The sequence below is a fragment of the Ruminococcus intestinalis genome, assembly GCF_014288065.1.
Taxonomy (GTDB): Bacteria; Bacillota; Clostridia; order Oscillospirales; family Acutalibacteraceae; genus Ruminococcoides; species Ruminococcoides intestinale_A.
Map to the genome: position 1 here is coordinate 12,889 of NZ_JACOPS010000003.1, position 22,225 is coordinate 35,113.

At 37.6% G+C, this 22,225-nt stretch carries 27 protein-coding genes and 1 tRNA gene; 10 read left to right on the forward strand and 18 right to left on the reverse strand.

The window, feature by feature from the left end; translation table 11 throughout:
- Positions 1-163: 163 nt before the first annotated feature.
- Positions 164-604, forward strand: coding sequence for a LytTR family DNA-binding domain-containing protein (locus H8R91_RS06835; protein WP_186935402.1), 441 nt, complete (start codon positions 164-166; stop codon positions 602-604).
- 1 nt (position 605) lies between these two features.
- Positions 606-1,055, forward strand: coding sequence for a DUF3021 domain-containing protein (locus tag H8R91_RS06840; RefSeq protein ID WP_207722743.1), 450 nt, complete (start codon positions 606-608; stop codon positions 1,053-1,055).
- Positions 1,056-1,116: 61 nt separating this feature from the next.
- Here H8R91_RS06840 and H8R91_RS06845 read toward each other — a convergent pair whose 3' ends face one another.
- The 10 genes from H8R91_RS06845 to H8R91_RS06890 form a co-directional block, all read right to left on the reverse strand.
- Positions 1,117-1,995, reverse strand: coding sequence for a transporter substrate-binding domain-containing protein (locus H8R91_RS06845; protein ID WP_186935403.1), 879 nt, complete (start codon positions 1,993-1,995; stop codon positions 1,117-1,119).
- 29 nt (positions 1,996-2,024) lie between these two features.
- Complete coding sequence (locus H8R91_RS06850) at positions 2,025-2,774, reverse strand: amino acid ABC transporter ATP-binding protein (RefSeq protein ID WP_022234872.1); 750 nt, start codon at positions 2,772-2,774, stop codon at positions 2,025-2,027.
- 4 nt (positions 2,775-2,778) lie between these two features.
- Positions 2,779-3,453: an amino acid ABC transporter permease gene (locus tag H8R91_RS06855; protein ID WP_022234871.1), complete on the reverse strand. Its 675-nt coding sequence runs from the start codon at positions 3,451-3,453 to the stop codon at positions 2,779-2,781.
- Positions 3,434-4,093 (reverse strand): amino acid ABC transporter permease, encoded by a 660-nt coding sequence (locus tag H8R91_RS06860; protein ID WP_186935404.1) that lies wholly within the window; start codon positions 4,091-4,093, stop codon positions 3,434-3,436. The genes H8R91_RS06855 and H8R91_RS06860 overlap by 20 nt, the downstream gene beginning before the upstream one ends.
- A gap of 318 nt (positions 4,094-4,411) precedes the next feature.
- A complete protein-coding gene (locus H8R91_RS06865) occupies positions 4,412-4,900 on the reverse strand; it encodes a GNAT family N-acetyltransferase (RefSeq protein ID WP_022234869.1) in 489 nt (162 codons plus the stop codon).
- Positions 4,897-6,087, reverse strand: coding sequence for a trans-sulfuration enzyme family protein (locus H8R91_RS06870; RefSeq protein ID WP_186935405.1), 1,191 nt, complete (start codon positions 6,085-6,087; stop codon positions 4,897-4,899). The genes H8R91_RS06865 and H8R91_RS06870 overlap by 4 nt, the downstream gene beginning before the upstream one ends.
- Positions 6,088-6,415: 328 nt before the next feature.
- Entirely contained in the window at positions 6,416-6,679 is a 264-nt protein-coding gene (locus tag H8R91_RS06875; RefSeq protein ID WP_022234867.1) for an HPr family phosphocarrier protein, read from the reverse strand.
- 243 nt (positions 6,680-6,922) lie between these two features.
- Positions 6,923-7,618: a tRNA (guanosine(37)-N1)-methyltransferase TrmD gene (gene trmD / locus H8R91_RS06880; RefSeq protein WP_022234866.1), complete on the reverse strand. Its 696-nt coding sequence runs from the start codon at positions 7,616-7,618 to the stop codon at positions 6,923-6,925.
- Complete coding sequence (gene rimM / locus H8R91_RS06885) at positions 7,608-8,123, reverse strand: ribosome maturation factor RimM (RefSeq protein ID WP_022234865.1); 516 nt, start codon at positions 8,121-8,123, stop codon at positions 7,608-7,610. The genes trmD and rimM overlap by 11 nt, the downstream gene beginning before the upstream one ends.
- 72 nt (positions 8,124-8,195) lie before the next feature.
- Complete coding sequence (locus H8R91_RS06890; RefSeq protein ID WP_186935406.1) at positions 8,196-8,732, reverse strand: TetR/AcrR family transcriptional regulator; 537 nt, start codon at positions 8,730-8,732, stop codon at positions 8,196-8,198.
- Between the two features lie 232 nt (positions 8,733-8,964).
- On the opposite strand from H8R91_RS06890, the gene glgB reads away from it, so the two are divergent.
- The gene (gene glgB / locus H8R91_RS06895; RefSeq protein ID WP_186935407.1) at positions 8,965-11,058 is read left to right on the forward strand and encodes a 1,4-alpha-glucan branching protein GlgB; all 2,094 of its coding nucleotides are present in this window, start codon (positions 8,965-8,967) and stop codon (positions 11,056-11,058) included.
- 466 nt (positions 11,059-11,524) lie between these two features.
- Here glgB and H8R91_RS06900 read toward each other — a convergent pair whose 3' ends face one another.
- From H8R91_RS06900 to H8R91_RS06910, 3 genes are all read right to left on the reverse strand, one after another.
- Positions 11,525-11,677, reverse strand: coding sequence for a CopG family transcriptional regulator (locus H8R91_RS06900; protein WP_186935408.1), 153 nt, complete (start codon positions 11,675-11,677; stop codon positions 11,525-11,527).
- Between the two features lie 77 nt (positions 11,678-11,754).
- The gene (locus H8R91_RS06905) at positions 11,755-11,898 is read right to left on the reverse strand and encodes a hypothetical protein (RefSeq protein WP_186935409.1); all 144 of its coding nucleotides are present in this window, start codon (positions 11,896-11,898) and stop codon (positions 11,755-11,757) included.
- A gap of 223 nt (positions 11,899-12,121) precedes the next feature.
- A tRNA-Ile gene (locus H8R91_RS06910) sits at positions 12,122-12,198 on the reverse strand.
- Between the two features lie 252 nt (positions 12,199-12,450).
- Between H8R91_RS06910 and H8R91_RS06915 the strand changes: the two genes are divergently transcribed.
- Both H8R91_RS06915 and H8R91_RS06920 read left to right on the forward strand, forming a co-directional pair.
- The gene (locus H8R91_RS06915; RefSeq protein ID WP_186935410.1) at positions 12,451-13,740 is read left to right on the forward strand and encodes a DUF1015 domain-containing protein; all 1,290 of its coding nucleotides are present in this window, start codon (positions 12,451-12,453) and stop codon (positions 13,738-13,740) included.
- Between the two features lies 1 nt (position 13,741).
- The gene (locus H8R91_RS06920) at positions 13,742-14,218 is read left to right on the forward strand and encodes a pyridoxamine 5'-phosphate oxidase family protein (RefSeq protein WP_186935411.1); all 477 of its coding nucleotides are present in this window, start codon (positions 13,742-13,744) and stop codon (positions 14,216-14,218) included.
- Between the two features lie 303 nt (positions 14,219-14,521).
- Here the strand turns inward: H8R91_RS06920 and H8R91_RS06925 are convergent, their stop codons facing one another.
- The 5 genes from H8R91_RS06925 to lexA form a co-directional block, all read right to left on the reverse strand.
- Positions 14,522-14,905, reverse strand: a complete 384-nt coding sequence (locus H8R91_RS06925) for a DUF1284 domain-containing protein (protein WP_186935412.1) — start codon at positions 14,903-14,905, stop codon at positions 14,522-14,524.
- On the reverse strand, positions 14,883-15,440 hold the full coding sequence (locus H8R91_RS06930) for a biotin transporter BioY (RefSeq protein WP_186935413.1): 558 nt from the start codon (positions 15,438-15,440) through the stop codon (positions 14,883-14,885). The genes H8R91_RS06925 and H8R91_RS06930 overlap by 23 nt, the downstream gene beginning before the upstream one ends.
- 138 nt (positions 15,441-15,578) lie before the next feature.
- On the reverse strand, positions 15,579-16,037 hold the full coding sequence (locus tag H8R91_RS06935) for a C-GCAxxG-C-C family protein (protein ID WP_186935414.1): 459 nt from the start codon (positions 16,035-16,037) through the stop codon (positions 15,579-15,581).
- A 337-nt stretch (positions 16,038-16,374) separates the two neighbouring features.
- A complete protein-coding gene (locus H8R91_RS06940; RefSeq protein WP_243237782.1) occupies positions 16,375-17,199 on the reverse strand; it encodes a ParB/RepB/Spo0J family partition protein in 825 nt (274 codons plus the stop codon).
- A gap of 233 nt (positions 17,200-17,432) precedes the next feature.
- Positions 17,433-18,056: a transcriptional repressor LexA gene (lexA, locus tag H8R91_RS06945; RefSeq protein ID WP_186935415.1), complete on the reverse strand. Its 624-nt coding sequence runs from the start codon at positions 18,054-18,056 to the stop codon at positions 17,433-17,435.
- Between the two features lie 258 nt (positions 18,057-18,314).
- On the opposite strand from lexA, the gene H8R91_RS06950 reads away from it, so the two are divergent.
- From H8R91_RS06950 to H8R91_RS06970, 5 genes are all read left to right on the forward strand, one after another.
- Positions 18,315-20,300: a glycosyl hydrolase family 28-related protein gene (locus tag H8R91_RS06950; RefSeq protein ID WP_186935416.1), complete on the forward strand. Its 1,986-nt coding sequence runs from the start codon at positions 18,315-18,317 to the stop codon at positions 20,298-20,300.
- A gap of 36 nt (positions 20,301-20,336) precedes the next feature.
- Complete coding sequence (locus H8R91_RS06955; RefSeq protein ID WP_366477364.1) at positions 20,337-20,879, forward strand: glycoside hydrolase family 25 domain-containing protein; 543 nt, start codon at positions 20,337-20,339, stop codon at positions 20,877-20,879.
- A gap of 14 nt (positions 20,880-20,893) precedes the next feature.
- Positions 20,894-21,163, forward strand: a complete 270-nt coding sequence (locus H8R91_RS06960; protein ID WP_186935417.1) for a hypothetical protein — start codon at positions 20,894-20,896, stop codon at positions 21,161-21,163.
- 12 nt (positions 21,164-21,175) lie between these two features.
- Positions 21,176-21,385, forward strand: coding sequence for a holin (locus tag H8R91_RS06965; protein WP_186935418.1), 210 nt, complete (start codon positions 21,176-21,178; stop codon positions 21,383-21,385).
- A 404-nt stretch (positions 21,386-21,789) separates the two neighbouring features.
- Positions 21,790-22,173 carry a TnpV protein gene (locus H8R91_RS06970; protein ID WP_186935419.1) on the forward strand — a complete coding sequence of 128 codons (384 nt, stop codon included), beginning with the start codon at positions 21,790-21,792 and terminating at the stop codon, positions 22,171-22,173.
- Positions 22,174-22,225 lie beyond the last annotated feature (52 nt).

Here is a 22,225-nt window from a genome sequence, read left to right on the forward strand (position 1 = left end):
GACAGCAAGATTTATTTTCAGACATACATTTAAAATTAAAAACTGAATTTCAACAACTGAATACTACCGCTTAAACGATAAAATCAACCGCATATAAAAAAACGGTTGATTTTATTTTTTATTATTGTAAACTAATAGCATAATATGTTGAGGAGGTAAAAATTTGAAAGTTGAATTAAAGATAGATAACAATTACAAAACTCCGTTATGCGTCATTTACACCGACCAAATAACCGAAGAGATAAAATCATACATAACTAAGCTTTCCTGTACTACACAAAATACTGTTACAGGTAAAAGCGGAGATAATGTTTCGATTATAAACCAAAATGACATTATTAACATTTATGCAAATAACGGTAAAGTTTTTGCGGTAACCGATCGAGGAAAATTTACGGTTACACAGCGTTTATACGAACTTGAAAACAGTCTTGACTATAATAAATTTGTAAGGATTTCAAAATCAGAAATTATAAATTTAGAAAAAGTCAGCAGATTTAATCTTAAAATTTCAGGTACTGTTTATGTTCTGTTTAAAAACGGAAAAAGCACGTATGTTTCAAGAAGATATGTATCAAAAATTAAAGAAAGATTGGGTGTATAAAATGAGTATTAAAAAACAGTTATTAATTCGTGGATTAATCGGAGCGGGAGTCGGATTTTTTATATGTTATTTTATAACAATAATCACATCCGTTATAATCGGAAACGGAGAATTTTACCCTGTTGTTCCGCAGGCAATTGAATTGTTTGGAACAGAATTAAATGCAGTAATAGCTCAAACAATTATAAGCATGATATACGGCGCAATTTTAAGCGGTACATCGGTCATATGGGCAATAGACAGGTGGAGTTTAATAAAGCAAACAATTACTCATTTACTAATTTATTCAACAGCTACATTTCCTGTTGCCTACTTTCTGTATTGGATGCCGCACAATGTAATTTCGATTTTGATTTATTACAGTGTTTTTATTACAATATATTTCTTTATATGGCTTATATCATATACCAAAACAAAAATTACAATAAAAAAAATAAACACCAAGCTATAAGCAAACAACGGCAGCCGGATTAAATTCCGATTGCCGTTGTTTTATTGAATATTAAGTTAAATTATTTAGCTGTATCGTTTGTTGAAGAAGCAAGCTCGCCGCCCTCGATTACAAGCTGATTCTCGTACTCCTTGCCGTATGTGTCAAGGAGTGTTGCCTCGTAATCTTTGTGGAAGAAGTTTTCTTTACCAAGTGCTTTAATTTCATCGTTAATCCAGTTAAGGAGTGTATCGTTACCCTTTGTTACGGCAGGAGCAATTGTATCTGCCGAACCGAGTTCAGGAATACCTACAACAAAGTCACTGTTCTGGTTTGCGTATGCGATAACCTCTGTATTGTCGTTTGCCCAAGCTGCGCCGCTGCCGTTTTCAAGAGCTGTCTTTGCCTGTGCATATGCGTCATACTTCTGAAGCTTGATGTTCGGATAGTTCTTTGTGAGGTAAGTTTCGGCAGTTGTACCTGAAATTACAATCATACTGTCGCTTTCGTTCCAATTGTCAAGGCTTGTTATTGTGTTGCTCTTCGGAGATACAACACCGAGTGAAACGCTCATATAAGGAAGTGCAAAGTCAACCTCTTCTTTTCTCTCGTCTGTAACTGTAAAGTTTGCAAGAATGAGGTCTACCTTACCTGTCTGGAGGTATTCGATTCTGTTTGCAGCCTCAGTTGAAACAAAGTTTACTTTTACGCCGAGGTCCTCGCCAAGTCGGTTTGCAAAGTAAACATCGTAGCCCTGATACTCGCCGTTTTCGTCAACATAACCGAATGGGTTTTTGTCGGAAAATACGCCGATATTGATTGTACCCGATGATTTGATTTCATCAAGTGTTCTAAAGCCGTTAGCGGTTGAATTGTCGTTTGAACTTGAGCAGCCTGCAAACACCGCTGTAACAACTAACACTGCAAGGATTGCAGAAATGATTTTTGTAATTCTTTTCATAATAATCTCTCCTCTTTCTTAAAGAAAATTTATTTTATTGAGTCAAACTCAAAAATATCAAGGAATTTTTTAGCTCTCTCGGTCTTTGGATTTGTGAAGAACTCTTCGGGTTTACCCTCTTCCACAATGTGACCGCCGTCAAAAAATACTATTCTGTCGGCAACCGCACGGGCAAACTGCATTTCGTGAGTTACAATAAGCATTGTTCTTCCCTGCTTTGCAAGTCCGAGCATTACATCAAGCACTTCCCTTACCATTTCGGGGTCAAGTGCGGCTGTAACCTCATCAAAAAGCAAAATGTCCGGGTGCATACACAAGGCTCTTACAATTGCAACTCTCTGTTTCTGACCGCCCGAAAGCTGTCGTGGATAGCTGTTGCTCTTTTCGCTTAATCCGACTTTTTCGAGCAGCTCTTCCGCCTCTTTTTTTACTTCCTCTTTATTTCTCTTCTGCACTTTTGTGGGGGCAAGTAAGATATTATCCATAACGGTAAGGTGTGGAAAAAGCTCGTAATTCTGAAACACCATACCGATTTTCTGGCGAATTTCCGCTATATTTTTGCTTTTGCGGTCGATTAACTCGCCCTCAAAAGAAATTGTGCCCTCCTGTATAGGTTCAAGACCGTTTATACATCGTAAAAAGGTACTCTTGCCACAGCCGCTCGGGCCGATAATTACCACAACTTCACCCTGACGGACTGTCATATTAATGCTTTGAAGTACGGTGTTATCATCGTAACGCTTTGTAAGGTTTTCTATTTTTAACAGTTCCTGCGACATTTCCTCAACTCCATTTCTTTTCAAGATGTTTTGCAACCATACTTATTGAGAAGCAAACTATAAAGTACATAATGAATACTACAAGGTACACACCGAACGCTGCGTTCGGGCTTGTGGCACGGTTTGCCTCAATAATCTGTTGTGCAACCTTTATAACCTCTACAACACCAATCATAAGGATAAGGCTTGTAGTCTTTATCATTCTTGTAACAAGGTTGATTGAAAGCGGCAATAGTCTGCGTACCGTCTGCGGAATTATTATATATAAATAGGTTTGTGCTTTGCTGAGTCCGAGCGCAAGACTGCTTTCCGACTGGTGTTTCGGAATACTGATAATTGAGCCTCGCACCAAGTCGCCCATCTCTGCCGTACCCCAAAGCGTAAACACTATTACCGAGGCAACCTCGCCCGAAAGGTTAATTCCCATAGTTCTTGTTGCACCGAAGAACACTATAAAAAGCAACACAAGCTGCGGCATTATTCTGATAATTTCAAGATAAATTTTTGTTATAACTTTTATTGCTTTGTTTGGTATAGTCATTACAATGCCAAGCAAAATGCCAAGCGGTATGCTAAGACCGACTGAAATAAGACTGATTTCAAGTGCAGTCCACAAGCCGCCCAAAAGGCGTATAAAGTTTGTTCCCTTAAAAAGAACATCAATCCCCAAATCCGGCATATCTCAGTTTCCTTTCCAGCACACTTCCAAGTATTGAAACAGGCAGTAGTATAATAAGATAGAACACAACAAGCATAAACAGACACTCTGTTGTTTTGTAGTAAAGACCGATTAAGTCCTTTGCAACAAACATAAGGTCCATAAGGCTTACTGCGCTGAATACACTTGTTTCTTTAAGCAAGAATATTACATTTGCCACAAACGGCGGTACACTTGTTGAAAAAGCCTGCGGCAGTATTACATATCTCATAATCTGCGGATGCTTCATACCAAGACTTAAAGCACTTTCGGTTTGAATTTTATCTACAGATTCAAGTCCGCTCCTGAAAGTTTCCGACATATAGCTTCCACCCAGGAAAGCAAGACCGATATAGCCTGCCATTTCAGAGCTTACCTGCACGCCAACCTTTGGCAGCGCATAGTAAATAAAAAACAACTGAATAAGCAGCGGAGTGTTACGGGATATTTCAATATATACCGTTGCAATCTGCCTTAGCACGGGCACTTTGTAATACTGAACCAATGAACAGAAAAGACCGATTATAATAGAAACGGCGATTCCGATAAGTCCGATTTTTAAAGTGAGCAAAGCTGCCTCTTGGTACAAAGGAAGATATTTAAAAATAAATTCCCAATTCATTTTTTCACCTTTTTCCTAATCTCTTAACATTTTATGCACAGAATAATAAAAAGCATTAAAAAAGACCGAAGAACATATGCACTCCGGTCAGTAAAACTTTATCTGGTCAAAACTTTTCGTCGGAGAGCATGGGAAATAAACACATACACATTGTGCACATGCAACAGCAACACATAGAGCTTTTTACATATGAAACAAGCTTTGTCATAAGGTTGCTCTCCTCTCTTGAAGTCCTATAAACCTAATAGGTTTTATATGTTCTGATAATACCATATTAATTGATAAAAGTCAATACATCTGCGCCAATCCGTTAAAAACTCATTGGAAATTCTTGTAATAAATATCTACGCCCAAGAGCCTGTCAAATTTGAATCCTGCGTTTTTAATCCTTCCGCCAAATTCAAATCCGAACTGTTTATGTAAATAAATGCTGTGCTCGTTCTCGCTTGTGATAAGCGAAACCACAGTCAAGAACCGATTATTCTTTTGCGCCTCTTGAAGTGCATACTCAATAAGTTGAGTGCCGATGTGCCTGTTTTGACAATCGTTTTTTACATATACCGAAAGCTCTGCTGTAATGTCGTATGCATCTCTTTTACTGTAGCGGGAAAGTGCAACATAACCGATTACATTGCCGTTTTCCTCATACACAGAGAGCAAATACTTGCCTGTATGCTCATTTAACATATCAACAAAGTATTTGTCATCTTTGGGATTTATGTCATAGGTTGCGGTAGTGTTTAAAACCGCATAATTGTAAATTTCTTTGACAGCCGGCAAATCAAGCACCGTGGCTTTTCTTATCATAATAAATTTTCCTTCTTAAATGCCTGTTCAAGGTCTGCAATAATATCTTCTGCATCTTCAATGCCGACGCTGAATCTGAAAAAGCCGTTGTGGAATTCTTCGGGATAAAGATACTGTCTTTCGTCATTTTCTCCGAGGAAAACGATAAGGCTTTCATCGTGACCGAGAGAAACTGCCGAAGTTATGACATTCAAATGGCTTACAAATCTGTTATATGTATCATGGTCAGCCTTGAGTCCGAACGAAAGCACACCGCCGAAACCGTTTGTCATCTGCTTTTTGGCAATATCGTGGTTCGGGTGGTCTTTAAGTCCCGGATAAGCCACAAAACTTACACCCTTTACAGTCTTTAAATATTTAGCGACTTTGAGTGCATTTTCATTGTGCTGTTTCATTCTAAGCGGTAAAGTAACCGCACCACGCATAATAAGCCAAGCATTGAACGGGCTGATTGTTGCACCGAGGTTAATCTGCGACTGTGCTCTGATGATGTCGAGGTATTCTTTTTTACCGATAATAGCACCGCCCATTGCGTCACCGTGACCGTTGATATATTTTGTAAGGCTTTCAATCGAAAAGTCTGCGCCAAGCTCAACAGGTCTTTGGTTGTACGGAGAAGCAAATGTATTGTCAACAGATAACAGCGCATTGTTTTCGTGCGCAATGTCTGCAATCGCCTTGATGTCCGAAATTGTAAGTGTGGGGTTGCCCGGAGTTTCTATATGAATAAGTTTTGTGTTCGGGCGGATTGCCTTTCTTACATTTTCGGGGTCGGAGGTATCAACAATTGTTGTTTCCACACCGAATTTATTGTTTAAAAGCTCGTTTAAAAGTCTGTAAACCGCAATATAAGTAACGCTTGAAAAAATTACATGGTCACCGCTTTTGAGTAAAGCAAAGAACAATCCCGACAAAGCGGCAACACCGCTTGCAAGTACCACGCAATCTTCGCCGCCCTCAAGAGAGGCAACTTTTTCCTGAAGATACTGCTGGTTTGAGCCTCCGTTTCTTGTATAAAGGTTTTTACCTGCACTGCTCCAGTTAAGGTCACTTGGGTCATAGGGCAATTCATAGCTGTTTGCCATAGTTATAGGCCTCTTAATTGCTCCTGTTTCGCCGTCAACACCGTTGCCTGTATGCACGGCTCTTGTCTGAAAGCCTAAATCTTTTACATTCTTTTCGCTCATATTATCACCCTTCTGATTTTAAATTTCCGCATTGTGTGCGGATATATAATAATATTACTTTAAAAAGCGGGAATTTTCCTAAAACTTAGTATTCCTACCGATAAAGTAGGTTTATTGTAACACCACCGTTTCCGTTTGTCAATAGATTTTAAAAATCTTTTTGAAAATAATGTAAATCGGATTTGTTTTTATGTTTGGAATATTTAAAACTATGGTTTAACAAATTGTTTCGACAAGCAATTATAAAAGTTTGGTCAACCTTTAAAAAGGCAAAACAAAAAGGGCGGAAAACCGCCCTTAAATTCTGAAAGAGTATAAATTATTTAACTTATTCAGCAAAACCTGACTCAACGAGAGCAACAAGACCGTCAACAGCCTCTGTTTCGTCTGAACCGTCAGCAATAACCTTGATGGTTGTACCGCCGATAATACCAAGTGACAATACGCCGAGAAGGCTCTTTGCATTAACTCGTCTTTCTTCCTTTTCTACCCATACAGTTGACTTGTATTCGTTAGCCTTCTGAATGAAAAATGTAGCTGGGCGAGCATGTAAGCCTGCCTTGTTCTGTACTAATACTTCCTTAACATACATTTTAAAATCCCTCTCTTGCCATATAATTTAACCCGTTTTGTAATCCGACTGCATTTTGCAATCTTTTAATAAATATTATAGTATTTTTTCAAAAAAAGGTCAATAAGTTAATTAATTTTTGGTTTAATACTCACTTACAACCAAAAATTTCGGTCTGTTGTTGTGCAACTTTACTAAAACTGAAATTAAATTATATTAAGTATTGCTAAATATTATTTTGCAGCACTAAATTATTGTTAATTCTTATTGCTGTTCTTTTATCTTTTCAAGCAAGTCCGGGCGCTTTGCACGGGTTACCTCAAGACTTTTTTCTTTCTGCCACTTTGCTATGTTTGCATGATGACCGCTCAAAAGCACTTCGGGCACTTCTTTGCCCCTCCATACCGACGGTTTTGTGTATTGAGGATACTCAAGCAAACCGTTAAAATGGCTTTCTTCGGTAAAACATTCATTATTTGAAAGTACACCCGGCACCATTCTTGAAAGTGCGTCCGTAAATACCATTGCAGGAAGTTCGCCGCCTGTAAGCACATAGTCGCCGATTGAAATTTCCTCGTCTATAAATTCATCAAGCAAACGCTGGTCAACACCCTCGTAATGACCGCACAATATGCAGACATTCTCAATCTCAGCTATTTCCTTAAGTCTTTGCTGCGTAAGAGTTTTTCCCTGCGGCGACATATAGACAAAATGCGGTCTTTTGCCGATTTTATCGCATATATCCTCAAAGCAAAGCGCTATAGGCTCGGCTTTCATCAACATTCCCATTCCGCCGCCGTACGGGGTATCGTCAACTCGTCTGTGCTTGTCAAAAGCATAGTCACGCAGTTGATGACAATGTATTTCAAGTGCACCGCTTTTTTGTGCTCTGCCGATTATACTGTCACCCAAAACAGGAGTAAACATCTCGGGGAATAAGGTTATTATATCAATCCTCATCGTCAAATATTCCTTTCATCGGGCGAATAAGAACATATCCGTCATCAACATTGGTTTCTGTAATAACCTCGTCAATAACGGGTGCAAGATATTTTTTGCCGTTGTCATCTGTTATCTCATAAACATCATTAGCACCTGTGCGCAAAACATCTGTAATTTTGCCGTAAACAGTTGCATTGTCGGCGTCTTTTACCTCAAGACCGAGCAAATCCTGAACAAAGTTTACACCCTCGTCAAGGACGATCTCCTCACGGTCGATATAAATTGTCTTGCCTCTCATTTTATCCGCCTGCTCAATTGTATCTATTCCGTCAACCTTGCAAAGCACAATATTTTTGTGAGGGCGTGACTTAACTTTTATGCTCTCTCTGCCCTGCTCGTCAAGATAAAGTTTTTTAAAGCAGCACAAAAATTCGGGACTGTCGCACCACGGGTCAATTCTTAATTCGCCTTTTATGCCGTGAGTGCCTACAATTTTTCCGCTGTCAAGAAATCTTTTTTTCATATATACACCATCCGTAATTTTTTCTTTCATTTGACTACATATTTTAACATAATTTTCGGCTGTGGGCAACTATTATATATGACTGTGCATACTGATAAATATTTCGCTTATAAGGTCAGCGATATATTCTTCGCTCTCTGCCATTCCGCCTCTTACCCACTTTTTTAAAATACTTGACGCACCGCTTTCGAGAAATGTAAACATATACTCAAGTTTGGTCTGCGGAATATCCTTTTTGCCAAATGCCGCACAATACTCTTTTTTTAGCTCCGCATACATTTCGTCAAGTAATTTAGTCTGGATATTGTTATTGAAAACCACTCTGTAAAAATCCGAATACTTCTTTACAAAGCGCACAATCCAAAGGAAATTCACCTTGCCGTTCTGCGTAAATTTAAAATTGTAATTCTTTAATTCTTCAACATAGCTGATTTCTATTTGAGAAATCATATCGTAAACATCGGCGAAATGGTGATAAAAGGTAACTCTGTTCACTCCCGCCTGCTTACAGAGAGAGGTTACTGTAATTTTGCTCAAAGGCATTTGCTCAAGCATATCAAAAAGTGTCTGCTTGAGTGCCTTTGTGGTATTTTTTACTCTTTTATCCATAAAATTTCACCTTAAATTTTTTTGAAAAAATAAACAAATTTTAATAATTTGTAAAATAATTTACATAAAAATTAAAATTAACTCTTGTATATTTGTGTAGAATATATTATACTATAAACATATAATTAAATCAAGGGAAACACTGTAAAAGCATACTGCGGATTTATTTTTTTGTAAAAACGAGCAATATGCGCCCTTTTCCCAAATTTCTTAAAGAAAAGAGGATATATAAATGGCTTTTAGTTTAAATGACAAAAGAACTCCGCTTGAACAGTTTTTGCAGGGCGAATCTGTTACAGCTTATGAATTTATGGGCTCTCATTTTGTAAACTGGGGCGACAGAGACGGCGTTGTGTTCAGAGTATGGGCACCAAACGCACTTTCCGTATCCGTTGTAGGTGATTTCAACGATTGGAACCCCGATGCAAACTATATGTATAAAATCGACAATTCAGGCGTATGGGAATTGTTTATTGAGGGTGTATGGGAATATGCTTGCTATAAATACTGCGTAGAAACTCCGTCAATGCAAAAGGTAATGAAAACCGACCCATATGCATTCCATTGCCAGACAAGACCTGATAACGCATCTCGTGTATATGAAATTCACGGTTATGAATGGAACGACAGCGAGTGGCTTGAGCACAAGAAAGCTCACCCGCACAAGAACGCTCCTATCAATGTATATGAAATGCACGCAGGTTCTTGGAGAAAATACGAGGACGGCAATGTATTCAGCTATAGAAAGCTCGCCGAGGAGCTTATTCCTTATGTAAAAGAAATGGGCTACACTCACATTGAGTTTATGCCTCTTACAGAATATCCGTTTGACGGTAGCTGGGGCTATCAGGTAACAGGTTACTTTGCGGCAACTTCCCGTTACGGTACTCCTAAAGACCTTATGTATTTTGTTGACAAATGTCATCAGGAAGGTATCGGCGTTATTCTTGACTGGGTACCTGCTCACTTCCCCAAGGACGAGCACGGTCTTGGCAGATTTGACGGTACAGGCTGTTATGAATACGAGGATTGGAGAATCGGCGAACACAAGGAATGGGGTACATATATCTTTAACTATGCCCGTTACGAAGTAGCAAGTTTCTTGCTTTCATCCGCAATGTTCTGGCTTGACCAATATCATATTGACGGCATCAGAGTTGACGCCGTTGCATCTATGCTCTACCTTGACTACAACCGTAAAGACGGCGAATGGCTTGCAAATATCTACGGCGGCAGAGAAAATCTTGTTGCTGTTGATTTCTTACAGAAGCTTAACACTGTTGTGCATATGTTCCACCCGGAAGCTATGATGATTGCCGAAGAGAGCACAGCATGGCCGAATGTTACCGGTTTCCCGCCAAAGGATATGGGACTTGGATTTGACTACAAGTGGAATATGGGTTGGATGAACGATATGCTCTCATACATCAGCCTTGACCCGCTTTACAGAAATTATCACCACGATACTCTTACATTCAGTATGGTTTACGCATTCAGCGAAAGCTTTATGCTCCCTATCTCTCATGATGAAGTTGTTTACGGCAAAGGCTCGCTTATCAACAAAATGCCGGGTCTGTATGACAACAAGTTTGCGGGCGTAAGAGGATTCCTTGCTTATATGCTTGCTCATCCCGGTAAAAAACTTATGTTTATGGGCAGTGAGCTCGGACAGTTTGACGAGTGGAATTCTACCGAACAGCTCCAGTGGAACTTGCTCGGCTACGAAAAGCACCGTCAGCTTAATCACTTCTTTGCTACAGCAAATAAATTCTATTGCGATACACCTGCAATGCACGAAAACGACTACGACTGGAACGGTTTTCAGTGGATTGCGCTCGACGATTACAAGCATAGCATTATTTCTTTCAGAAGAATTGCTTATGACGGAAGCGAAGTTATTGTTGTATGTAACTTCCAGCCAATGCTCCGTGAGAACTACAAAATCGGTGTTCCGAAGTTTGGTATCTATAAAGAAGTTCTCAACTCCGAGGCAGAGGAATTCGGCGGTTGCGGTATCGTAAACGAGGGCGAATTAAAGGCACAGGATGCAGCCGATCACGATCTTCCGTACTCAATCAACATTACGCTTGCACCGCTTTCTGTAATCTACATTGAGCTTGACAAGGAACTTCCTGCACCCGAAAAGCCAAAGAAGGAAAAGACTACAAACCGCAAGGCTGCCGCTCTTAAGAAAGCAAAGGCTGAAAAAGCCGCAAAAGCTGAAAGCAAGGCAGAAGAAAAAACCGATGAAAAGCCTGTAGTCGAAGAAAAGGAAGAAACTAAGGAAACTAAAGCTGAAGAAAAAATTGAAACAGTTGAAGAATAACAACTGATTAGGTGAATTTTTCAGTTTTTAAATTAATTTTATATTAAGGTCATTTTTGTCCGACCTCTTTATAATCTGAAATGCAGACAGGGTTCTTCCCTATCTGCATTTCTTTTTTGGCTTTTTATCAAAAGTTAGGATAAATTATGGTTTGGCGGAGTGTCGGTCGGGCATTGAAATTTAGCTAACGCTAAATTATCCTCCCAAAAACAAAAAAAGTTTACTCAATTTTTCAAAAATTGCGGGTTTGGGCAGCGCCCATAAAATCTTCCGATATAACAATTTATCAGGCGCAAACAGCAGGCTGTTTGGCTATCCTTAGATTGCATAAACGGAAAGTATTTGTGGGCTTTGCCCACAACCCACGACCTTTGAAAAGGTCGACCAAACTTTTATAATTGATTGGCAAATCAATTTGCTAAACCATAATTTATTATTGTTGCCCAGATATTCAGAATAGTACCTTTTAATTTTGTGCAAAAAATGATGATAAAATCTCTCTTATTGCAGCCGCTTTTGAAAGAGTGCATTTGACTGCGTATTTTTCAATTTGAGAATTTAATTCATCATCAACCCTAACTTTTATATCATGAGTAAGATTTTCACTCGGTCTACCCATTTTGGGGTTATCTGTTTTTTTAATATAAGCCGTAAATATAACTTCCTTTCTCTTGATATTAAATATAAGGCTCTGATTTAATCGTCAGAGCTTGTTCTTTTTGCCTCGGCAATTACTTCATCAATTAACTCTTTTGCTTTATCAATATTATCACTGTCAAGCAACGCTTTGATAGATAGCAATAAAGTAAGTATCTCAAGTCTTGTCATATCTTCTTTCATTTTAATCTCCTTTCTGACGCTTGCAGTCTATTCGTCTTTGTTCACCTCTATTGAGTGTAATTATATCATGTTCTTTCAGAACTCAAAAGTCAAGCGTTTTTTTAAATTTATTGCAATGCATTTTTTCTGTAGTACACTGTTTTTACTTGTATTTCTGTGTATCACGATATAAAAACAACCGCATTAAAAAGCTGAAAAACAGTTTTCTAATGCGGTTTTTGCTTGGTGCGCCAACAGGGACTCGAACCCCGGACCGACCGGTTATGAGCCGGTAGCTCTAACCAACTGAGCTATTGGCGCGTATTTATTTTACGCAAGTGATATTATATCATATTATATCTGTATTGTCAATCTTTTCATTTAATTTTATAAGAATTTTTGTTTCTGTATTATTCAAAAAGTATATAAAAGCACTGCTTTTTACAACAAATTTATTGAAATTCCTACATATTCGTGGTACAATATATATGATAGTATTATTTTTACTTATAATTCTTATAATTTTATATTCCTCGTTCGGGAATTTTATTAATTCAATTGGAGGTAACGGCTATGGCAGTTATTAAAGCATTCAAAGGTATGAGATACAACACCGCAAAGGCAGGCGAAATTTCCTCTCTTTGCTGTCCTCCGTACGACATAATCAGCGAGCAAGAAAGACTTGCTTTTATTAAAGAAAACGAATACAACATTATTCGTCTTGAATTGCCAAAAGAGGGTGAAAATCCTTACGCTTGCGCAAGCGATATTTTAAAAATGTGGCAGGATAAAGGCATTTTGAAAATTGAAGATAAGCCTGCTATCTATATTTACGAGGAAGAATTTTCCGTTGGAAACACACGCAAAAGCATAAAGGGCATTATTGCGAGAGTTCAGCTTGAAGAATTTTCAAAAGGCATTATCTTACCGCACGAATTTACCCTTTCAAAGGCTAAAGAAGACCGTTTAAATCTTATGAAAGCAACAAACTGCAATTTCAGTCAGATTTACGCTCTCTATATGGACGAAAAACATACAACTCTCGCTACCATTGATGAGCAGTCAAAGGCAAAAGCCGACCTTGAATTTACAGACAAAACAGGTGTTACACATCGCCTTTGGATTGAAACCGACGAAGAAATCATTGCGAAGCTTGTTGCCGATTTTGCAGACAGAAAACTATATATTGCCGACGGTCACCACAGATACGAAACCGCTCTCAATTACAGAAATTATTGCAGAGAAAACGGCATTTCAAAGCCGGGCGATCCGCAGGACTTCCAGATGATTTACCTCGTAGATATGGAGCATCCGGGACTTGTGGTATTCCCTACCCACCGCCTTGTGAGAGATTTACCGAACTTTGACAAAGAGGCGGTACTCGAAAAGAGCTCCGAATTCTTCTACATAGACGAAAAAGAAGGCACGGACACCATGGAGGAAGATTTGAAAAAACTCTATGACGAGGGCAAAAAAGCATTCGGTTTCTATTGCGGCAAGGGCGAATGGTTCTTGCTGACACTCAAAAATATCGACTTTATGAGCCAAATGCTCCCCAATGTAAGCAAGGCGTCACAGTCGCTTGATGTTTCTGTTCTCCATACACTTATTCTTGAAAAAATCTTTGGAATTGACAAGGAAAATATGGCAAAACAGATTAACCTTACATACACAAAATTCTTTACAGAGGCAATTGACGGAGTTGACAAAGGCGAGTTCCAATGCTCATTTGTACTCAACCCTACAAGAGTTACCGAAATTCGTGATGTTGCCGCCGCAGGAGAAAAAATGCCGCAGAAATCCACATATTTCTATCCAAAAATGATTACAGGTATGGTAATGAACAATCTTGGAGTTGATTAATATGAAAGACTATGAAATCCGCAGAAAAGACAGAGCAGTTGACGAAAATGCCGCCTTAGAAATTCTGAAATCGGGTAGCTTCGGTGTGCTTTCTACCATCGGCGCAGACGGCTATCCGTACGGCGTACCCGTAAACTACGCTTACGATGACGGCAAAATCTACTTTCACTGTGCCAAAAATGTCGGTCACAAACAGGATAACCTAAGATTTTCGGGCAAAGTTTCGTTTACTGTCGTTACAAAATCAGATGTTATTTCCGAAAAATTCACAACAGGTTATGAAAGTGCCATTGCCTTTGGTTATGCGTCAAAAACGGTTACCGAAAAAGAAAAAGCACTGCGGCTTCTGGTGCAAAAATACTCTCCCGAATTTGCGGAAGACGGTGAAAACCATATAAAAAGCGCATTTGAACGCACAGATGTTTTTGTGATAGAAATTGAAAAACTTACCGCAAAAGCTAATAAAAAGACGGTTTAATAAAATTTAGGTCAAGCCTTTTTAAAGGCTTGCGGGGTTTGGGCAGCGCCCATAATATCTAATTTATCAGGCGCAAACAGTCACGCTGTTTGCGTGCTTGCACTTAGTTTGAAAAAACAGGCGACAGCCATTAAAACAGAATTATTTATTTTTGAAAAGGTTGACCAAACTTTTATAATTGATTGGCGAAGCATTCTTCTAAACAATAATCTTTTACTCTCAACTCAACAAAAATTAACAGACAGCAAAAATCCCTGTTCAGCGCTGAACAGGGATTTTTTATATGGGGATGTTGTAAGCTTATTAAATATCGTAACATTTCCACTGACAATTTTTGCAGACTTCACTAAGTTTTCCTTGTGAAATTATCCTGCTTTTTGCCATATCTTTAAGCGCAAGCCACTCGATTTCGTCACCGATTTTTAAATTATATTCTTTCAGACAAGCATTGTCAAAACTTGCCACTTTATCATTATCGGCACAAAGCTGTGATTTATTATTCGGGCATTTACTGCAAAGAACATCATTACAACTGCCCGTTAAGGTAATCAGCGGATTTTCTTTATTCAGATATTCAATTACATTTGTCATATTCTGCACAAAATCACTGCTGTAGCCTTTTCCTACGAAAAATTGTATGCAAAGGCTGTGGTGCGGTCGCAGATTAAAGCTTGATAACTTTGTCAAGACGATTTACCAATACAGCTGAAAATGCAATTTTGAGTGCGTCAGCAATAAGATAAGGAACTACGCACAGTAAAAGTGACTCAACAAGTCCCATTTTCATTTGGAACATAAACCATACTGTGCCGAATGCATAACAAACAGCAAGGCCCAAAATCATAGAAACAATTTCAACCCAAAGTTTTTTGCCGAGTTTTTCTGTCATAAGACCTACAATTAAAGCTGTAAAAATAAAGCCGATAATATATCCGCCTGTCGGTCCGAAAAGTACACCTATACCTCCGCTGAAACCTGCAAACACAGGAACACCGGCAAGACCGAGAAGTACATAAACTATAACACTGAGTGTACCTCTTTTCCAACCGAGTAATGACGCTGCAATAAATACACCGAGAGTTTGAAGTGTAAACGGAACTTCTCCGAACGGAATCTGAATTTGCGCACAAACTGTCATTACAGCGGCAAAGAGTGCCACAAATACTAAATCAAGCAAAGCGGCTTTGCTTTTTGATGTTGCCTTTGATTTTACCTCTAACATTGTTCTTTCTCCTTATCGTCAACCTATTTGGTTTATTAAGTTGACAATATTATAACTCGGTTTTGCCGAATTGTCAACCTGCAATTGAATTTTGGTTGACAATTCACAAAATCATATATTTTATATAATAACAGTTGTTTAAATGAGGTTTTCTTTCTTAAGATATTCTTCAAGAATATCTGCCGCATACTTGCAAAGTTCGGGGCAAGGGCGCTTTTTATAGTATTCGTTGGTGCGTTCTGACGGCACATAACTTTCCTTATTGTTTTTCTGAAAACCTAAAAGTTCTCTGCAAATAATAGAGCCGTTGTCTTCTTTAAACTTTGCGGCAAGCTCCTGAACCGATTTATAAACATTTTTCTTTGTGGTATTGTCTTTAGAATTGTCATTACCCATTGCAAGACCTATCACCATAAACATACCTGTAACAGTACCGCAAACTTCTCTCATTCTGCCCATACCTCCGCCGAACGGTTCGGAAATTTTTAATGCCGTTTCTTTTTCAAGTCCAAAATCCTCGCAAAATGCAAGCAAAACCGCTTGAGAACAATTGTAACCGTTCATAAAATTTTGCTTTGCAATATCTCCCTTAGACATACAAATCATTCCTTTTCATTATAATGTAATTTTATTTTAACACCGACTTATAATAATGTCAAAATTTTCATACCTTGTCCGTTACAATTATGAAAGTTTGGTCGCCCCTTTCAAAAGTTGTGGGTGTGGGCAAAGCCAACGATACTGTCTGCTAACAAAATTTTTCTGTAGCCGAACAGCCTGCTGTTCGGCGGCTTGAACGAAACGGCAAAAAATTATTAATTGCGAACGCAAACAACCGTACAGTTTTTTACACTGTACGGCTGTTTGCAAGGGGTTTAGATAAGGAAATGGGTATGAGTGGAACGGATGCTTTCGCACCCTCTTGTTAGTAAATTTAAGCGGATTTATTATCGCTTGCGGTTTTTTTGGGAATTTTAATTGTGTATTCGATATAGTTGTTGTTTTCACTTTTGACTGCTTTGGCATCAATACCTGCAAGGCGCATTGTATCTACCGCTTTGTTGATGGTGTTTACAAAAATTCGCACATCTTTTATCACCGCTTTACTGCTTCCCATACTTTTAATATGCTTTGGGCAGTCATTCAAAACTTCGCCTACAAGATTGTCGGTCTGTTGAGTGTTAAGATTAAGAGCTATTACCTTGCTTAGGACTTCTCGCCTTTTGCCCTCGTCTTCTATTCGGAGTAATGCCCTGGCATGGCGCTCCGTAAGACCTGCCGAAATAATAAGCTCCTGTTCTTCGTATGTAAGCCTCAAAAGTCGGAGTTTGTTGGCTATGGTAGATTGAGTTTTGCCAAGCCTTTGAGCCGCCTCTTCCTGAGTAAGTCCGAATCTTCGTATAAGTCTTGAAATCCCGCGAGCTTCCTCGAACACGCCGAGGTCGCTACGCTGTAGATTTTCAAGGAGAGCAAAGATCGCAGACTCTTTGTCAGAACACTTAACGATTATGCACGGCACTTTTTTAAGTCCTGCCATAACCGACGCACGAAGACGGCGTTCACCGGCAATCAGCTCATATTCACTTTGACTTGCCCTTCTGACAGTCAGCGGCTGCAAGATACCGTTTTCTGTTATGGACTGCGATAATGATGTAAGAGAGGCTTCGTCAAATTGTTTTCGAGGCTGAGCCTTGTTAGGTCGTATTCTTATTATTGGTATTTCAGTGATTTTGTTATCATTGTTAAATAAAAAAGTCAACCTTACCATCCCGTGTCTTTTAAGCATCAGGGGTTTGTCCCTGTGACATTATAATATCACATTACCAAAAAATGGTATGTCGAATTGTGTAGGCATAATTAATTTTGTTTTACAATATTGCGTTGATTTTACCGTTTTGTTGTCAAAGTATTTGGTTTTCTTTCTTATAATTAATAAATTTTTTTAATCAGTGATTACCGATTATTTTTGTTGATATAATCGAGTATAAAATATTACAACACATTACTGTAAAAGCCTACTGCTTTGCCCAGAATACGGACTTTGTTCATCTCATCTTTTTGATAATAAAGCGATTTGAAGGTAGGATTTTCGGGTCTGAGTTCTATGCTGAATTCTGTTTTATATACACGCTTTAAAGTAGCCTCATCGTCAATGAGTACCGCTGCTATCTCTCCGTTTTCTACCTCCGGCTGTTCCCTTATAAATACTATATCTCCGTCAAATATGCGAGCATTAATCATACTATCGCCTTTACATCTTAGTGCAAATGTACCTTTGGTTTTTTCAGGCATATTTATATAGTCTTCAATGTTCTCCTGCGCAAGTATAGGCTCACCGCAGGCAATTGTACCAACTAAAGGTACTTTTACCATTTCCGGCATAGATTCAATATTTTTTACATTGCTTAAATCATATTCCGCCCACCCCATTATATAAGACGGAGATGTAGATAAACAGTCGGCTATCAATTCTATTTTATCAAACGGTATATTGGTTATTATATTATTTTCGTATTTATATAATGTTTGTTTACTTATTTTGCAGGCATTTGCAAGCTCCGTTTGAGAAATCGCATTTTGTTGTCTGATTTTTTTTATACGCTCACCAACAGTCATAATATCACCTTTTTGTGTTTAAATTAATCATTTCCATAATTATATAGCCGCAAAAGTAACTTGTCAAGAAAAAATCTTATGCAACACTGTTTAAAATATCTTGACAAGTTACAAAACGCTTGCTATAATAAAAGTAACTTGAAAAGTTACGAGATAATTATAATACTTTATTCAGATAATTTAAATAAATTATCTGCTAATTTTTTGAAAGCAAAGTAACTTTTAAAGTTATACAATAATCTATTTGGAGGTATAAATATGACTAACAACAATCTTGAAAATTACGAAAAGCACTGCAATGTAGGAACTGTAAACTCAGTAACTGACTTGCTGACTTACATTGACAGTGACACACTTTACACGGGAGAAATAGGAAACGGCGAAAATAACAAAATTTCGTTCATTATGACAATCGTTAATAACATACGCTTTATTCTGACATCCGACGGTACTCTTTGCAAGTATAACGATTTGACTTCTACAAAAGCTGTAACATTTTCATACTCATCGTATTTCTCAATTCCACAGTTCTACGGAGCTGTAGGTGACGGCGTAAACGACGATACCGACGCACTGCAAAAAGCAATAAAAGAAAATAAGGTAGTATATATTCCCGCAGGTATTTATAAAGTCGGTAAATTAACAATTGAAAAATCTAACCTTAAAATCTTTGGTGCGGGTATTAACAAAACCATAATCAAACACAATGATGATAAAGACAGTGAAACGAATGAATATAAATATAAAAATGACGATTGTATAATTCATATCACCGGTTCATCAAACTGCACTCTAAGCTCTTTTTCGGTTAAGGGTAAAATTTCAGAAGATGATTACAAATATCACGGTATTAAAATAAGCAACAGTAATTCTTCCGATAACACAATTGAAAACATCAATGTTTCCAATTGCCCTTTGTCCGGAATAAAATTGGAAACTACATGTATCGGCTGTCATCTTTCTAATATTCGTACATACGAAAACGGCGAGTGCGGTTTGTACAACGGAGGATACGGAAATAAAATTGTAAATCTTGATACACATCAGAACCGCAAACACGGTATTAAAATTAATATTGGCGGCTTTAACGGCACAAATATAAAATCATGGGGTAACAGAGGCGACGGTGTAAATATGGATAATACTTTAAGTAATGCCTCTTGTATTAATTTAAGTAATGTGTCTGTACAGCAAAACGGCAGACACGGACTTATGATGACTAATTGCAAAAGTTGTGTAATTACAGGTTTTCAAAGCCTTGCCAATAACTTTATTTCAGGTTCAAGACTTAAAAACGGAGAAAAGCCGTTAAATAATGCCGCCGGTATTCTTTTAACTGATAATAATCACAACAATTATATTCAAGGCAATATAACAAGCTGCTATGATTATTGGAACTCATTTGAAGAGAGTTCTATCAGAATTGCCGGCAAAAACAACATTAACAATATTATTGATGTATCTGTTTGTGATTCTCTCAAAGGTCCGGATATGTACAATGTTTGTTTTTTGCCGTATGTTTATACATATACAGACAAAAACAAAGAAAATAAAGAAGATAAATTTTTCAATTATACAAATTTAAACGAGTATAACACTCTTAAGCAGAAATATGACAATCCGCTTAATATAATTAAAATTAACGGCGAAACAGTAACAGATAAATCTATGACTGACATAAAAATGATTTCTCCTGTCATCAACAGCTATATGAAAAACAGCGATGGGTTAAATTACCTTACAGTAACAGATAATCTCTCCGAAAATCCGGATATTTTAAAACTTAATCTTAACGATTATTCGGAATTACCGACATATACCGTTGACGACCTAAAAGATATCAATAACATAGATTTTGCAAAAGTTGCTTACAGACGAGGCTACAAAATTAATTTAAAAAATAATACAAATGAAGTATTATATCTGAAACTTACCGCAAAAGTAAGTGAATACAAAGCATTCGGAATCTTCCCTGCCGTACAGGTTTCTTATAAAAACGAAGCGGGCAAACTTGTTTACGAATATTTAGATTCATCGTTGGACTACGGTAAAACGAATATAATCTTTAACACAAGCTATATTACAAAAAATATTGCTTTTGACATAAGCAAATATAAGGATAAGGATATAACCGTATATCCGCTACTTTACATAACAAAGCTATCGGCTACCAATATATCCGGTAATGCCATTCAGAACACCGCTGCTATCGACATCAAGGAGTTTAGTTATAAACTTTGTTAAGGAGGCATAAATACGACAAAAATATCTTGTGTTGACATTTCTGAATTTCAGAAAGATATTAATTTCAACAAAATGAAAAATGACGGTATAAAAGCAGTCATTATAAGGACAGGCTATGGCAGAGAATCAAGTCAGAAAGACAGTATGTTTGAAAGCCATTACAAAAACGCAAAAAGTGAAAATATGATGATTCTTGAGTGCATTAACAACAAATCTCTTGATATGCCGATTTATTATGATTTGGAAGATAATTCGCAAGTTAAACTCGGCAAAACAAAACTTACAGAGATTACAGAACTATTTTGTGAAACAATCAAAAAAAGCGGTTACAATATTAATGATTACAAAGACGGTTATGCAGGTGACGGCAGTAAAATTGATGCAATTAAAGTATATTACACAACTCCTGAAAATGTTGCAAACAGTATCGGCAAGTATCTTGTTGCAAAATACCGTGTATCAGAAATTAACAAAGAGTATTTTGATTGGCAGCACGATATTCAAACATCAAACGGACAAGACGGCTATGCAGGTGCATATGACTGTTACATAGACAGATTACAGCTTATTCTGTCTTAATTGGCGGTGTTAATATGGCAACGGAAATTATTACATCGCTCATTGTTGCTTGCGGCAGTATTATTTGTCAGCTAATTATCAATGTTTCAAATCGAAAAAAGCAAGAGAGCGAAAATGAAAAAACAAAATCGCTTATTGTTTATCGTATAGATAAACTTGAGCAAAAGCAAGATAAATACAATCATTTGCAAGAGCGAGTGTTTAATCTTGAAAAAAATTCAGCCGTTACAGTTGAAGAAATCAAAGTTGCAAATCACAGAATTGCAGACCTTGAGAAAAAATAATGAGGTAATAATATGAAAAAAATTACAAATTGGAAATTGTGGGCAAAATGTGCAGGCATAAGAGCAGTAAAAACCGTTGCTCAAACAGCAATTTCGGTTATCGGTGTATCTGCCGTGTTAAGCGATGTGAATTGGGTTGCGGTCGCCTCGGCAAGTGTACTTTCGGGAGTTCTTTCGCTGTTGACAAGTGTTGCAGGTTTGCCGGAAATATCAGAAGAATAAGAATACATAAGATTAGCCCCTCGACTACCGTTTGGTATTTGAGGGGGCTTTTATTTTATTCGCAAAGCTCATCAAATGTAATATCTTTTATATTATAGTAAAAAGCTCCAGGATACAAGCCGTATTCTGGAGTTTTTACTTGCCTAACATTTGCCTAACATTTTTAGAATTTTATATGATTTTTAACGGGTTTTTGCGGTGATTTTCAAAAACAATAAACCGCACTAAAGAGCCTGAAAATGGCTTAATAGTGCGGTTTTTCTATGGTGCGGATGTTCATATAGGATTTGGCGAAATACAGTTTTACCGATAGTCGAACATCATATTCAAACAATAATCCGCACATTCGCAATTTTACTTTGTTTTTCGTATAATAAACTTACTAAAATCAAGGAGGTTTTAATATGAAAACAATTTTTGAAAATAACGGTGGTACTTATACGCAGGTCGGCGACTATTTATTGCCTAATCTTTCGTTGCCAGCGGAAGAAAAAGAAACGAATATTGGTCTATGGGCAATGAGGCACAAACGATATTTGAAGCAAAACCATAAAGTGCGTTACTACAATTTGCTGACAAGCGGTAAACTCAATTCATACCTTGCCGACATTGAGAAACAGGCTCAAAATCTTTTTTCTCGGTTGGCAAAAGACCTTGCCGAAAAAGAAAATGTTACGGAAAAATTGAAATCGGATAACCCAATATTGTGGGTGCGGAAGGTGAATAACATTCGCAATCGAGCAACGGAAATTGTGAACGAGCAAGTAATATATACAAGTAATATATAACTAAAAACAAGGCACAACTTACGGAGAAAAATCCAGTAGGCTGTGCCTTAAA

What these genes read in the sequence shown, in the direction of transcription:
- H8R91_RS06860 (WP_186935404.1), bottom strand. Translation starts at nt 4,093, where the DNA reads ATGAATTGGGAATTTATTTTTAAATATCTTCCTTTGTACCAAGAGGCA.
- H8R91_RS06845 (WP_186935403.1), bottom strand. Translation starts at nt 1,995, where the DNA reads ATGAAAAGAATTACAAAAATCATTTCTGCAATCCTTGCAGTGTTAGTT.
- trmD (WP_022234866.1), bottom strand. Translation starts at nt 7,618, where the DNA reads ATGAGGATTGATATAATAACCTTATTCCCCGAGATGTTTACTCCTGTT.
- H8R91_RS06890 (WP_186935406.1), bottom strand. Translation starts at nt 8,732, where the DNA reads ATGGATAAAAGAGTAAAAAATACCACAAAGGCACTCAAGCAGACACTT.
- H8R91_RS06920 (WP_186935411.1), top strand. Translation starts at nt 13,742, where the DNA reads ATGAAAGACTATGAAATCCGCAGAAAAGACAGAGCAGTTGACGAAAAT.
- H8R91_RS06840 (WP_207722743.1), top strand. Translation starts at nt 606, where the DNA reads ATGAGTATTAAAAAACAGTTATTAATTCGTGGATTAATCGGAGCGGGA.
- H8R91_RS06875 (WP_022234867.1), bottom strand. Translation starts at nt 6,679, where the DNA reads ATGTATGTTAAGGAAGTATTAGTACAGAACAAGGCAGGCTTACATGCT.
- glgB (WP_186935407.1), top strand. Translation starts at nt 8,965, where the DNA reads ATGGCTTTTAGTTTAAATGACAAAAGAACTCCGCTTGAACAGTTTTTG.
- H8R91_RS06905 (WP_186935409.1), bottom strand. Translation starts at nt 11,898, where the DNA reads ATGAAAGAAGATATGACAAGACTTGAGATACTTACTTTATTGCTATCT.
- H8R91_RS06900 (WP_186935408.1), bottom strand. Translation starts at nt 11,677, where the DNA reads ATGGGTAGACCGAGTGAAAATCTTACTCATGATATAAAAGTTAGGGTT.
- H8R91_RS06850 (WP_022234872.1), bottom strand. Translation starts at nt 2,774, where the DNA reads ATGTCGCAGGAACTGTTAAAAATAGAAAACCTTACAAAGCGTTACGAT.
- H8R91_RS06950 (WP_186935416.1), top strand. Translation starts at nt 18,315, where the DNA reads ATGACTAACAACAATCTTGAAAATTACGAAAAGCACTGCAATGTAGGA.
- H8R91_RS06870 (WP_186935405.1), bottom strand. Translation starts at nt 6,087, where the DNA reads ATGAGCGAAAAGAATGTAAAAGATTTAGGCTTTCAGACAAGAGCCGTG.
- H8R91_RS06865 (WP_022234869.1), bottom strand. Translation starts at nt 4,900, where the DNA reads ATGATAAGAAAAGCCACGGTGCTTGATTTGCCGGCTGTCAAAGAAATT.
- H8R91_RS06935 (WP_186935414.1), bottom strand. Translation starts at nt 16,037, where the DNA reads ATGTCTAAGGGAGATATTGCAAAGCAAAATTTTATGAACGGTTACAAT.
- H8R91_RS06855 (WP_022234871.1), bottom strand. Translation starts at nt 3,453, where the DNA reads ATGCCGGATTTGGGGATTGATGTTCTTTTTAAGGGAACAAACTTTATA.
- H8R91_RS06960 (WP_186935417.1), top strand. Translation starts at nt 20,894, where the DNA reads ATGGCAACGGAAATTATTACATCGCTCATTGTTGCTTGCGGCAGTATT.
- rimM (WP_022234865.1), bottom strand. Translation starts at nt 8,123, where the DNA reads ATGAAAAAAAGATTTCTTGACAGCGGAAAAATTGTAGGCACTCACGGC.
- lexA (WP_186935415.1), bottom strand. Translation starts at nt 18,056, where the DNA reads ATGACTGTTGGTGAGCGTATAAAAAAAATCAGACAACAAAATGCGATT.
- H8R91_RS06930 (WP_186935413.1), bottom strand. Translation starts at nt 15,440, where the DNA reads ATGTTAGAGGTAAAATCAAAGGCAACATCAAAAAGCAAAGCCGCTTTG.
- H8R91_RS06915 (WP_186935410.1), top strand. Translation starts at nt 12,451, where the DNA reads ATGGCAGTTATTAAAGCATTCAAAGGTATGAGATACAACACCGCAAAG.
- H8R91_RS06970 (WP_186935419.1), top strand. Translation starts at nt 21,790, where the DNA reads ATGAAAACAATTTTTGAAAATAACGGTGGTACTTATACGCAGGTCGGC.
- H8R91_RS06965 (WP_186935418.1), top strand. Translation starts at nt 21,176, where the DNA reads ATGAAAAAAATTACAAATTGGAAATTGTGGGCAAAATGTGCAGGCATA.